Below are 11,176 nucleotides of genomic sequence, written 5' to 3'. Positions count from 1 at the left end.
CACCGACCTTGCCGATCGCATTCCGGATTTCATCGTCTCCGATGTCAGCTTCATCTCGTTGAAACTGGCGCTGCCGCCGGCGCTCGCCATTGCCAGGAGCGGTGCCAGAGCAATATTTCTGGTCAAGCCGCAATTCGAGGCGGGCCGCGAGGCGATCGGCAAGGGCGGCTTGCTGAAAGACCCATACGATGCGGCGCGGGTTGCCGGCCTGCTGCAGGATTGGCTCGACGGCGTCCCCGGTTGGCGCTCGCTGGGATTGCATCTGTCGCCGATCGAAGGCGGCGACGGCAATCGCGAGTTCCTGCTCGCAGGGATCAAGGATGCCGGGGTGAAAAACGGTGGGATCGACGGTCGATGAACGCGCGCTTCACGATCACAAGACTGGGCTCCCAGGGCGACGGCGTCGCCGAGACTGAAACCGGCGAGCTTTTCATTCCGTTCACGTTGCCCGGTGAAGCCGTCACCGCCGCGCGCGAAAAGGATCGCGCCACGCTGATGGCGGTGCTGGAAGCGTCGCCGCTTCGCATCGACCCCGCCTGCCGGCATTTTACCGAATGCGGCGGCTGTGCCATCCAGCATCTCGAGGCCGAAGCTTATCATCAGTGGAAGCGCGACAAGGTGGTGCATGCGCTCAGGACCAAGAGCATCGCCTGCGACGTCGGCGCACTGGTGCCGTGCGCGCCGCAGACACGCCGGCGCGTCGTGTTCACCGCGCGACGAAGCGAGGCCGGCATGCTTCTCGGATTCGTTCGCGCCCTGTCATCCGAAGTCATTTCCATCGAGGAATGCCCGATCTCGCTGCCCGAAATCGTCGCAAAGCTTGGCCGTCTGAACGCACTCGCCGAATTGGTTTGCGCAACGACCAAATCGTTCCGCATGACGGTCACGGTGACCGGTTCCGGCCTCGATGTCGCAGTTCACGAGTCCGGCAAGCTCGGCGAGAACCAGCGCCGCGTCGCCTCCAACTTCGTCATCGCCGAGGGATTGGCCAGGCTTTCGATCGATGGCGAGATCATCATCGAGCCCAAGAAGCCGGTTGTCACGTTCGGCAGCGTCGCTGTCGCGGTGCCGCCGGGCGCCTTCCTGCAGGCCACCGAGGCGGCTGAGCAGACGATGGCGGACGTCGTCGGCCGGCACCTCGCGCGCGCCAAAAAGGTCGCCGATCTCTTCGCCGGCTGCGGCAGCTTTGCGCTACGCTTGGCCGCGAAGTCGGAAGTCCATGCGGTGGAGGGCGATGCCGCAGCGCTTTCGGCACTCGATCGGGCGTTCCGTTTCGCCAGCGGCCTCAAGCGGGTCACCAGCGAACGCCGCGATCTGTTCCGCCGGCCGCTCACTTTCAAGGAGCTGAATGCCTTCGACGGCGTTGTCTTCGATCCGCCACGCGCCGGCGCCGAGGACCAGTCGAAGCAGATCGCCCGTTCAGACGTGCCGCTCGTCGCCGCGGTTTCCTGCAATCCGGTGACGCTGGCGCGGGACCTGCGCATCCTCATCGACGGCGGCTATGCGCTGAAAAGCGTGACGCCGATCGACCAGTTCTTGTGGTCGCCGCATGTCGAGGCCGTCGCGCTGTTGGAGAAGCCGAGGCGAAGGCGATAAGCTGGCAGGAATGCAGGTTGGCGTCTGTTGAGCTTGAATTGCGCGTCGATTGAGCATATCTTGATGAGATGTTGTCAAAGTGTGGTAGGAAATCGCCATGGCTGTAGCCCTCGACATTCCAGCGTCGCGCTTCGGCGAGGAGCGCACGCCATTTCTCTCGGCAAGGCGGGTCGCCGAACTGCTCGGCGTCAATCTCACGGAGCTGGCCGGCCTGATCGGTGTCGCGCGCAACACGCTTGCCGCCAAGGCCGGCGCGCGCAAGGTCGACGCTGCACTTAGTCCCGTCGTTCGCATTCTGGCGATGGCGGGCGAAATGGCCGGCAATGAGCAGCGCGCGGCGATCTGGTTCAAGCATCAGCCGATCCCCGGCTGGGCTGGCAAGACCGCCTACGATCTGGTTCGGGAAGGCAAGACGGACAAGGTGCTTGCCTATCTGGAGGCAGTCCGCTCCGGCATCTATGCCTGAAACCAGGCTGAGCCTATGGCGTGCCTTCGTGCCGCGTTGGGCGCATCTGCCGCTTTCCGGCGAAGGTGCTGCCCGCTTTGGCGGCCGCTGGAATCCTCTCGGCGCCCCGACGATCTACGCGGCACGGGAACTGTCCACCGCCTGGGCCGAATACAATCAGGGCTTCGTCCAGCATCCGGCGTTGATCGCCCAGCTCGAACTCTTGGGCGCGCGGCTAGCCGACCTGACCGACGCAGATACGCTGGCCGATCTCGGGGTAACTACGGACATTCATCGGTGTGAGTGGCGAGATATACTGGATCGAGGCCTGGTACCAGAGACCCACACGCTGAGGGATCGCTTGCTTGCCGATGGGCTGCATGGCGTGACCTATCCCTCCTTCATGTCACCCGGCGGCACGTGCGTTGCGCTCTGGCGCTGGAACGAGGACGACGCTCCGCGCCTCGACATCATCGATCCCGACCATCGCCTGCCGAAAACGCCGGCTTCGTGGCTATAACGGGAGTTTCAAACAGGCCTGCCTCGACGGCCGGCCGCTCAAACCCTGGTCCCGCCGACCGTCATCTGGTTCATCCTGAGATGCGGCTGGCCGACGCCGACCGGCACGCCCTGTCCGGCCTTGCCGCACATGCCGATGCCGGTGTCGAGCTTCATGTCGTTGCCGATCATCGAAACGCGGTGCATGGCGTCAGGCCCATTGCCGATCAGCATGGCGCCCTTGATCGGCTGCGTCACCTTGCCGTTCTCGATCATGTAGGCCTCGGTGCAGCCGAACACGAACTTGCCCGAGGTGATGTCGACCTGGCCGCCGCCGAAGGAGACGGCATAGATGCCGTTCTTGACCGACGCGATGATTTCGTCCGGCTCCATGTCGCCTGAGGTCATGTAGGTGTTGGTCATGCGCGGCATCGGCTGGTGTGCGTAACCCTCCCGCCGTCCGTTGCCGGTGGCCTTCATGCCCATCAGCCGGGCGTTCTGGCGATCCTGCATATAACCGACAAGCTTGCCGTCTTCGATCAGCACGTTGCGAGCCGAAGGTGTTCCTTCATCATCGACGGTCAGCGAGCCGCGCCGCTCGGCCATGGTGCCGTCGTCGACGACGGTGACACCTTTCGCGGCCACCTGCTGACCCATCAGCCCGGCGAAGGCCGATGTCTTCTTGCGGTTGAAGTCGCCTTCCAGCCCGTGGCCGACGGCCTCGTGCAGCATGACGCCCGGCCAGCCGCTGGACAGGACGATGTCGAAGGTGCCGGCGGGCGCTGGAATGGCCTCGAGGTTGATCAGCGCTTGCCGCAGCGCCTCCTTGGCCGCGTGTTTCCAGCTCTCCTCGACCAGGAATTCGCCAAACGCCTTGCGTCCGCCCATGCCGTAGGAGCCGCTCTCCTGGCGGTCGCCATTGCCGACCACCACCGACACGTTGATCCTGACCAGCGGGCGGATGTCGCGCACCACCTGGCCGTCGGCACGCACGATCTCAACATGCTGCCAGGAGGCGGCGAGCGAAGCCGTCACCTGTCGCACGCGCGGATCCTCGGCTCGCAGCCACGCATCGATTTCCTGAAGGAGCTTGGCCTTGACCTCGAAGGAGGGCGAGGGGATCGGATTCTCGTCGCCATAGAGATGGCGGTTGGTGCGGGCGGGAGCCGCGGCAAGCGTGCCGGAATAGCCGCCCTTGACCGTCGACACGGCGTCGGCGGCGCGCAGCAGCGATGCTTCGGAAAGATCGCTGGAATGCGCGTAGCCACTGGCTTCGCCGGCGACGGCGCGCAGGCCAAAGCCTTGGTCGGTGTTGAAATTGGCTGTCTTCAGCCGGCCATTGTCGAACATCAGCGCTTCGCTCTCGCTGTATTCGAGGAACAGTTCGCCGTCGTCGGCGCCGTTGATGGTCTCTGCGACGATCTGCTTGATGCGATCGTCGGAAATGTCGAATTGGCCGATGAGGCTGTTCATGGCAGGTCCGTCCGTGGAAAGAGATTGTCCTCACGATGTAGGCGCGAAGATGCGCCCAGACAATCGGCAATGACCATTGTCATCGCTAAAGGCCGGTCACAATCTCTTTCGTTGGTAAGGATTTGGGCTTCTGACTGGTTCAAGGCAGGGCGGCGAAACCGTCAGCGAAACCCTTGAGCTCGACCGGAATGCCGATGCCTTCCTCCGGCGTCTGGAAGACGATGAAGGTGGCTGACGTTCCAGTCTTCAGCGTGTCGAGCAGCGGCTTTTCGAGAATGACCTCGGCATAGCAGCCGTCCTGGAAGCAGCGCACGAAATAGGCCCGGCCGATGTCCTTGCCGTCGACATTGAGGCCAAGTCCGTTGGGCAGCAGCACGCCGAGCGGCGCCAGCACGCGCAGGATTTCGGCCTTGTTGTCGGCTGTGCGCAGCACGACGACGGAAAGCCCCATCTCGGGACGGTCCTCGGCGACGACGTTCTGCATCATCACGCATTGTTCTGATGTGGCGCCGGCCGGCGTGTCGCAGATGATCGACCAAGCGCCATGCGTCGACCGCACCTTGCCGCTTGGCTGCGCGGCATTGGCCTGGCTTACAACGGACAGGCCAACGCTAGACACGGCAGTGAGAAGGATGACCTTCGCCAAGCTTCTTGAAAGCCCACATCTCAAAAGGCTAAGTCTCGAATGCCCAAGTCCCCAAAGCCAAGAGTTCATGACGGCTCCATTGCGAATCACGGCACTTTAAGCCGCGCCAAGGGCAAGTAAAGGATGAGACCACTGCCGGCTTGCTTCGACCAAGGCAATTGTGCGCTTTTCCGTGCCAAATTCGCCCGAATTGCGACCGGCCGGCGCATTTTGCCAGGACACTCCGCCGCTCGGGCTTCCGCGATCCGCCATCGCTGCGGCCGCCACCAAAAGGCGCAGCCGCGCTTGCGCGCAAAAATGCCGCACGGTTTCCGCCGCTCCTTTCTTGCAGAGGCAAATAGAGTATGGTTTGAACCAGCCTCGGAACTGTCCGGGATTCCCGTCCCGGCGTTGTTCGATATTCTTGCGGTCCGGTCGCGAGGAACTGGGAGATGATGAGGGCAATGAGAAAATTCCTAGCAGGCGCCAAATTCCTAGCAAGCGCTTCGGCCGCCACACTGCTCACCGGTGCATCGGCCCATGCCGCCCAGCCTGCACCGTGGGAAGTGACCTTCCAGCCCGCCGCCACCGCGATGATGCGGCAGATCGCCTGGTTCGAGCACTATACGCTGTGGTTCATCGTGCCGATCACACTGTTCGTGCTCGCTCTCATCGCCTATTGCATCTTGAAATTCCGCGCCAGCGTCAACCCGAATCCCTCGCGCACCAGTCACAACACGCTGATTGAGGTGATCTGGACGGTCGGACCGGTCGTCGTCCTCCTCTGCCTCGCCATCCCGTCGTTCCAGCTTCTGACCGCGCAATACACACCGCCGGAGGAAGCCAAGCTGACGGTCAAGGCGACGGGAAACCAGTGGAACTGGGATTACGAATACCAGACCGAAAACACGCTTTCGTTCAACTCCGCAATCCTGGCGGATTCTGACCGCGCGGCGGCCGGTAAGGAAGATCGCGGCGTTTATCCGCGCCTGCTCGCCGTCGATAATGAGATGGTGGTGCCGGTCAACACCATGACCCGCGTGCTGGTGACGGCGGCAGACGTGATCCACGCCTTTGCCATGCCGTCCTTCGGCATCAAGACCGACGCGGTTCCGGGCCGCATCAACGAGGTCTGGTTCAAGGCGGAAAAGGAAGGCCTCTACTACGGCCAGTGCTCGGAACTCTGCGGCAAGGACCACGCCTTCATGCCGATCGCGATCCGCGTCGTCTCCGACGCCCAGTACAAGACCTGGCTGGCGGCAGCCGGCACCGACCTTCCCGGCGCCAACAAGGCGTTGATGGCCGAGGTCGACAGCAAAGATAAGGTAGCGGCCGCCGGCAACTGATGCCGCGACCAGAAAAGATCAGGGAACGGAGCCGAACATGGCAGACGCTGCAGCTCACGACGATCACGACCATAAGCCGTATCATGGCTGGGTCCGGTGGGTGTATTCGACCAACCACAAGGATATCGGCACGCTCTATCTGATCTTCGCGATCATGGCCGGCTGTGTCGGCGGTGCCCTTTCTGTCGTCATGCGCATGGAACTGCAGGAGCCGGGGATCCAGATTTTCACCGGCCTGGCGCAGATGGTCTACGGCTTGAACGCCGACGCCGCGCTCGACGGCGGCAAGAGCATGTACAACGCCTTCACCACCGCGCATGCGCTGATTATGATCTTCTTCATGGTCATGCCGGCGCTGATCGGCGGCTTCGCCAACTGGATGGTGCCGATCATGATCGGCGCGCCCGACATGGCGTTCCCGCGCATGAACAACGTTTCGTTCTGGTTGCTGCCACCGGCTTTCATCTTGCTGATCACCTCGGCCTTCATGCCGAGCGCGCCTGGCGCCTACGGCGTCGGCGGCGGTTGGACGATCTATCCGCCGCTATCGACGTCGGGCCAGCCGGGACCGGCGATGGATCTTGCGATCCTGTCGCTGCACATCGCCGGCGCATCGTCGATCCTCGGCGCCATCAATTTCATCACCACCATCTTCAACATGCGCGCGCCCGGCATGACGCTGCACAAGATGCCGCTGTTCGCCTGGTCGGTGCTGATCACCGCTTTCCTGCTGCTGTTGTCGCTTCCGGTTCTGGCCGGCGGCATCACCATGCTTTTGACCGATCGCAACTTCGGCACCACGTTCTTCGCGCCGGACGGCGGAGGCGACCCTATCCTGTTCCAGCACCTGTTCTGGTTCTTCGGGCATCCGGAAGTCTACATCCTGATCCTGCCGGGCTTCGGCATCGTCAGCCACATCGTCTCAACCTTCTCGAGGAAGCCCATCTTCGGCTATCTCGGCATGGCTTATGCCATGGTCGCGATCGGTGCGGTCGGCTTCATCGTCTGGGCGCACCACATGTATACGACGGGCCTGTCGCTTGACACGCAGCGTTATTTCGTCTTCGCCACCATGGTTATCGCAGTGCCGACGGGCGTGAAGATATTCTCGTGGATCGCCACCATGTGGGGCGGATCGATTTCGCTCAAGACCCCGATGCTGTGGGCGATCGGCTTCATCTTCCTGTTCACCGTCGGCGGCGTCACCGGGGTCCAGCTTGCCAATGCCGGTCTCGACCGCCCGCTGCACGACACTTACTACGTGGTCGCGCATTTCCACTATGTGCTGTCGCTGGGCGCGGTCTTTGCCATCTTCGCCGGCTGGTACTACTGGTTCCCGAAGATGACCGGCTACATGTATTCGCCTGTCATCGCCAACACCCACTTCTGGGTCACCTTCGTCGGCGTCAACCTCGTCTTCTTCCCGCAGCATTTCCTCGGCCTCTCCGGCATGCCGCGCCGCTATATCGACTATCCGGATGCGTTTGCCGGCTGGAACATGGTGTCCTCCTACGGCTCGTATATTTCGGCCGTCGGCGTGGTCATCTTCCTCTATGGCGTGTTCGAGGCCTTCCAGAAGAAGCGGGTGGCCGGGGCCAATCCATGGGGCGAGGGTGCGACGACACTCGAATGGCAGCTGCCTTCGCCGCCGCCCTTCCACCAGTGGGAACAGCTGCCGAAGATCAAATAGGCGGCTGCCTGGGCGAATACGGAACCGCCGGTCCGCCCGGCGGTTTTGGCCAACGGAATGATGGACTTTAAGTACGCATGGCCCTTGTCGACGACACATTGACTGACGAACCGGGCTTTCGCATGTCGGAAGCGACGGCGGGCGATTTCTTCGTCCTGTTGAAGCCGCGCGTCATGTCGCTGGTGGTGTTCACCGCCTTTGTCGGCCTGGTCGCGGCACCCGTGACCATCAATCCGCTTCTGGCGGTGATCGCTATCCTGGCTATCGCCATTGGCGCTGGCGCGTCCGGCGCGCTCAACATGTGGTATGACGCCGATATCGATGCGGTGATGACCAGGACGGCCGGCCGTCCGGTGCCGGCCGGCCGCATCCGGCCCGGCGAGGCGCTGAGTTTCGGCCTGGTGCTGTCGGTGCTGTCGGTGATGACACTCGGCGTGCTGGTCAACTGGCTGTCGGCCACGCTCCTGGCCTTCACCATCTTCTTCTATGCCGTCGTCTACACGATGTGGCTGAAGCGCTGGACTCCGCAGAATATTGTCATCGGCGGTGCTGCCGGCGCTATTCCGCCGGTGATCGGCTGGGCCGCGGCGACCGGAACGGTCAGCCTGGAAAGCGTCGTCCTGTTCCTGATCATCTTCCTGTGGACGCCGCCGCATTTCTGGGCGCTCGCCCTGTTCAAGTCCGAGGACTATGCCAGGGCCGGCATCCCGATGATGCCGAATGTCGCCGGCCAGGCTTCGACCCGGCGCCAGATCTTTGCCTACGCGCTGATGCTTGCGCCGGTTGGCGTGCTGCCATGGACGCTCGGTTTCACCACACCTGTCTACGGCGTCGCTGCGGTGCTGCTTGGCGCCGGCTTCGTCTGGTACGCGTGGAAGGTGCTGCAAATGGCGGACGGCGACCATGTGATGAAGCCGGCCAAGGCATTGTTCGGTTACTCGCTGCTCTATCTCTTCGCCATTTTCGCCATCTATCTTGCCGACTGCGTTGTCGGGCGCGCGCTGGCAGGCGGAGCATGACCATGGCCGACAAGAAGCTTGAACTCGTCACGCTGACCGAGCGCCAGCAGAAGGCGCGGCGCAACCGTTCGGTAGCCATCGGCCTGGCGCTGGCGGTGCTTGTCGTCATCTTCTACATCGCGACCGTCGTGAAATTCGGTCACAACCTCACCGGAACGATGTGAGGCTCAAGATGAACCGCCAAACAGTGACCTATCCTCAGAAGAAGAACACCAACCGCATCGTCGCCGGCGTCTGCATCGCCTTTTTCGGCGGCATGATCGGGATGGCCTATGCCGCGGTGCCGCTCTACGCGATGTTCTGCCAGGCGACCGGTTACGGCGGCACCGTGAAACGCGCGACGCAGCAATATGCCGACCGCGTGCTCGACCGCGATATCACCATTCGCTTCGACGCCAACACGGCCGGCGTGCCCTGGCAGTTCGAGCCAGTCGCCCGCTCGATCACCATCAAGATAGGCGAGACTGCGCAGGCGCATTATAGCGCAACCAACAAGTTCGTCCGCGCCACCACCGCCCGCGCCACCTTCAACGTGCAGCCGGAACTGGCGGGATCTTACTTCAACAAGGTTGAGTGTTTCTGCTTCACCGACACGACGCTGAAGCCTGGCGAGACGCTGGACATGCCGGTCGTGTTCTATGTAGATCCCGACATCGTCAATGCGCCGGAGCTGAAGGACTTGAAGACGATTACCCTGTCCTACACGATGTTCCCGGTCGAGAAGAACGAGAACAACAAACCGGTCGCGTCGTCGGCGCCGGCCGAAGGCACACGCAACAAAGTTTCACATACCGAACGAAGCCTCGGGGGTTGATATGGCAGACGCGCACGCAAAACCACAACATGACTACCATCTCGTCGACCCGAGCCCGTGGCCGTTCCTAGGCTCGGTCGGCGCGCTGGTCACCGCGATCGGCGGCGTCTGTTACATGCAATATCTCAAGGGCGGCGATTTCCCCATTTTCGGCTTCAACATCGCCAATCCGTGGCTGTTCTTCATCGGCCTCTTGATTGTCGTCTACACCATGTACGCTTGGTGGTCGGATACCATCAAGGAAGCGCATGAAGGCCACCACACGCGTGTCGTATCGCTGCACCTGCGCTACGGCATGATCATGTTCATCGCTTCCGAGGTGATGTTCTTCGTCGCCTGGTTCTGGGCTTTCTTCGACGCCAGCCTGTTTCCCGGCGAGGCACAGCAATACGCTCGCGCTGCTTTCACCGGCGGTGTCTGGCCGCCGAAGGGCCTCGAGGTTCTCGACCCCTTCCACCTGCCGCTCTACAACACCGTCATCCTGCTTTTGTCGGGCACGACGGTTACCTGGGCGCACCACTCGCTTATTCATGGCGATCGCAAGGGGCTGATCAACGGCCTGGTGCTGACCGTCGGTCTCGGCATGCTGTTCACCATGGTGCAGGCTTACGAATACATGCACGCGCCGTTCGGCTTCAGGGATTCGATCTACGGCGCCACCTTCTTCATGGCGACCGGCTTCCACGGTTTCCATGTCATCATCGGCACCATCTTCCTGCTGGTCTGCCTGGTTCGCGCAATAAAGGGCGATTTCACGCCAAAGCAGCATTTCGGCTTCGAGGCGGCCGCCTGGTACTGGCACTTCGTCGACGTGGTCTGGCTGTTCCTGTTTGCGTCGATTTATGTGTGGGCATCGAGCGGCGCGTTGATCGAAGGCCACTGAAATCTTTTAAGGGAATGTGACGAGGCGGCTGCGGCGACGTGGCCGCCTTATCTTTTGGGGCGAACGGCACTAAGGTATCGCAATGAGCGACGACAAGGCGATCTGGCCACCAATCGATCCGATTTCGGCCGGCCTGCACGGCCGCTGCCCGCGCTGCGGCGAGGGGCGGCTATTTTCCGGTTTTCTCACCGTCGGCAAACGCTGCGCCAATTGCGGCCTCGACTATTCCTACGCCGATGCCGGCGACGGGCCGGCGGTATTCGTCATTCTGATCATCGGCTTCATCGTCGTCGGGCTGGCGCTGTGGATGGAGGTGACGCTTAGTCCGCCGCTTTGGCTGCATCTCATGCTGTGGATACCGCTGACGCTGGTGCTTTGCCTGGGCGCGCTCAGGCTGATCAAAGGTGTGCTCTTGACGCTGCAGTACCGCAACAAGGCGGCGGAGGGCAGGCTGGACCTCGGCGAATGAGCACGACATCCGGTTCGATCGCAGGCCGTTCACGGCCGAAAACGGCATTGCTGCTTGTCCTGGGCCTGGTGCTGTTCGTCATCCTGCTGGCGCTCGGCACCTGGCAGGTCCAGCGCCTGTACTGGAAAGAGGGTCTTCTCCAGACAATCGACCAGCGCACGCACTCGGCGCCCGTGCCGTTGGCGGAGATCGAAAAGCGGTTTGCCGCCACCGGAGACGTCGACTACACGCCGGTGACGGCATCAGGCACTTTCCTGCATCAAGGCGAGCGGCATTTCTTCGCGACCTGGGAAGGCCAGTCCGGTTTCAATGTCTTCA

The 11,176-nt window shown here is 62.4% G+C and carries 14 protein-coding genes; 12 read left to right on the top strand and 2 right to left on the bottom strand.

All coding sequences use genetic code 11. The features are described from left to right. The 4 genes from E5W87_RS19795 to E5W87_RS19780 form a co-directional block, all read left to right on the top strand. On the top strand, positions 1–358 hold a 358-nt coding region (locus tag E5W87_RS19795), incomplete at its 5' end, for an SAM-dependent methyltransferase (RefSeq protein WP_367118844.1). Continuing rightward, complete coding sequence (locus E5W87_RS19790; protein WP_292401101.1) at positions 355–1,596, top strand: class I SAM-dependent RNA methyltransferase; 1,242 nt, start codon at positions 355–357, stop codon at positions 1,594–1,596. The genes E5W87_RS19795 and E5W87_RS19790, both read left to right, overlap by 4 nt. Before the next feature lie 97 nt (positions 1,597–1,693). Then, a complete protein-coding gene (locus E5W87_RS19785) occupies positions 1,694–2,062 on the top strand; it encodes an antitoxin Xre/MbcA/ParS toxin-binding domain-containing protein (RefSeq protein ID WP_126103242.1) in 369 nt (122 codons plus the stop codon). Then, entirely contained in the window at positions 2,055–2,561 is a 507-nt protein-coding gene (locus E5W87_RS19780) for an RES domain-containing protein (protein WP_292401097.1), read from the top strand. The genes E5W87_RS19785 and E5W87_RS19780 overlap by 8 nt, the downstream gene beginning before the upstream one ends. A 38-nt stretch (positions 2,562–2,599) precedes the next feature. Here the strand turns inward: E5W87_RS19780 and tldD are convergent, their stop codons facing one another. Continuing rightward, positions 2,600–4,012: a metalloprotease TldD gene (gene tldD, locus E5W87_RS19775; RefSeq protein ID WP_292401095.1), complete on the bottom strand. Its 1,413-nt coding sequence runs from the start codon at positions 4,010–4,012 to the stop codon at positions 2,600–2,602. Between the two features lie 139 nt (positions 4,013–4,151). Next, positions 4,152–4,727, bottom strand: coding sequence for an invasion associated locus B family protein (locus E5W87_RS19770; protein ID WP_292401091.1), 576 nt, complete (start codon positions 4,725–4,727; stop codon positions 4,152–4,154). Between the two features lie 374 nt (positions 4,728–5,101). Here E5W87_RS19770 and coxB point away from each other — a divergent pair, with 374 nt between their 5' ends. The 8 genes from coxB to E5W87_RS19730 all read left to right on the top strand — a co-directional run. Next, positions 5,102–5,983, top strand: a complete 882-nt coding sequence (gene coxB / locus E5W87_RS19765) for a cytochrome c oxidase subunit II (RefSeq protein ID WP_292401088.1) — start codon at positions 5,102–5,104, stop codon at positions 5,981–5,983. 37 nt (positions 5,984–6,020) lie between these two features. Next, the gene (gene ctaD / locus E5W87_RS19760; protein WP_292401086.1) at positions 6,021–7,673 is read left to right on the top strand and encodes a cytochrome c oxidase subunit I; all 1,653 of its coding nucleotides are present in this window, start codon (positions 6,021–6,023) and stop codon (positions 7,671–7,673) included. A 77-nt stretch (positions 7,674–7,750) separates the two neighbouring features. After that, on the top strand, positions 7,751–8,692 hold the full coding sequence (locus E5W87_RS19755; protein ID WP_292401081.1) for a heme o synthase: 942 nt from the start codon (positions 7,751–7,753) through the stop codon (positions 8,690–8,692). 2 nt (positions 8,693–8,694) lie between these two features. Further along, positions 8,695–8,856 carry a hypothetical protein gene (locus E5W87_RS19750; RefSeq protein ID WP_077381685.1) on the top strand — a complete coding sequence of 54 codons (162 nt, stop codon included), beginning with the start codon at positions 8,695–8,697 and terminating at the stop codon, positions 8,854–8,856. 8 nt (positions 8,857–8,864) lie between these two features. Beyond that, positions 8,865–9,506, top strand: coding sequence for a cytochrome c oxidase assembly protein (locus E5W87_RS19745; protein ID WP_292401078.1), 642 nt, complete (start codon positions 8,865–8,867; stop codon positions 9,504–9,506). A 1-nt stretch (position 9,507) separates the two neighbouring features. After that, positions 9,508–10,389: a cytochrome c oxidase subunit 3 gene (locus E5W87_RS19740; protein ID WP_292401075.1), complete on the top strand. Its 882-nt coding sequence runs from the start codon at positions 9,508–9,510 to the stop codon at positions 10,387–10,389. Between the two features lie 82 nt (positions 10,390–10,471). Beyond that, positions 10,472–10,858 carry a DUF983 domain-containing protein gene (locus E5W87_RS19735; protein ID WP_126103235.1) on the top strand — a complete coding sequence of 129 codons (387 nt, stop codon included), beginning with the start codon at positions 10,472–10,474 and terminating at the stop codon, positions 10,856–10,858. Further along, on the top strand, positions 10,855–11,176 hold a 322-nt coding region (locus E5W87_RS19730; RefSeq protein ID WP_292401072.1), incomplete at its 3' end, for an SURF1 family cytochrome oxidase biogenesis protein. The genes E5W87_RS19735 and E5W87_RS19730, both read left to right, overlap by 4 nt.

Origin of the sequence: Mesorhizobium sp., assembly GCF_004962925.1 — a bacterium.
Classification (GTDB): domain Bacteria; phylum Pseudomonadota; class Alphaproteobacteria; order Rhizobiales; family Rhizobiaceae; genus Mesorhizobium.
This window is presented reverse-complemented; position numbering and strand designations above follow the sequence as displayed.

Coding starts and splice junctions, on each gene's coding strand:
- E5W87_RS19790 (WP_292401101.1), top strand. CDS start 355: ATGAACGCGCGCTTCACGATCACAAGACTGGGCTCCCAGGGCGACGGC.
- E5W87_RS19785 (WP_126103242.1), top strand. CDS start 1,694: ATGGCTGTAGCCCTCGACATTCCAGCGTCGCGCTTCGGCGAGGAGCGC.
- E5W87_RS19780 (WP_292401097.1), top strand. CDS start 2,055: ATGCCTGAAACCAGGCTGAGCCTATGGCGTGCCTTCGTGCCGCGTTGG.
- tldD (WP_292401095.1), bottom strand. CDS start 4,012: ATGAACAGCCTCATCGGCCAATTCGACATTTCCGACGATCGCATCAAG.
- E5W87_RS19770 (WP_292401091.1), bottom strand. CDS start 4,727: ATGAACTCTTGGCTTTGGGGACTTGGGCATTCGAGACTTAGCCTTTTG.
- coxB (WP_292401088.1), top strand. CDS start 5,102: ATGAGAAAATTCCTAGCAGGCGCCAAATTCCTAGCAAGCGCTTCGGCC.
- ctaD (WP_292401086.1), top strand. CDS start 6,021: ATGGCAGACGCTGCAGCTCACGACGATCACGACCATAAGCCGTATCAT.
- E5W87_RS19755 (WP_292401081.1), top strand. CDS start 7,751: ATGGCCCTTGTCGACGACACATTGACTGACGAACCGGGCTTTCGCATG.
- E5W87_RS19750 (WP_077381685.1), top strand. CDS start 8,695: ATGGCCGACAAGAAGCTTGAACTCGTCACGCTGACCGAGCGCCAGCAG.
- E5W87_RS19745 (WP_292401078.1), top strand. CDS start 8,865: ATGAACCGCCAAACAGTGACCTATCCTCAGAAGAAGAACACCAACCGC.
- E5W87_RS19740 (WP_292401075.1), top strand. CDS start 9,508: ATGGCAGACGCGCACGCAAAACCACAACATGACTACCATCTCGTCGAC.
- E5W87_RS19735 (WP_126103235.1), top strand. CDS start 10,472: ATGAGCGACGACAAGGCGATCTGGCCACCAATCGATCCGATTTCGGCC.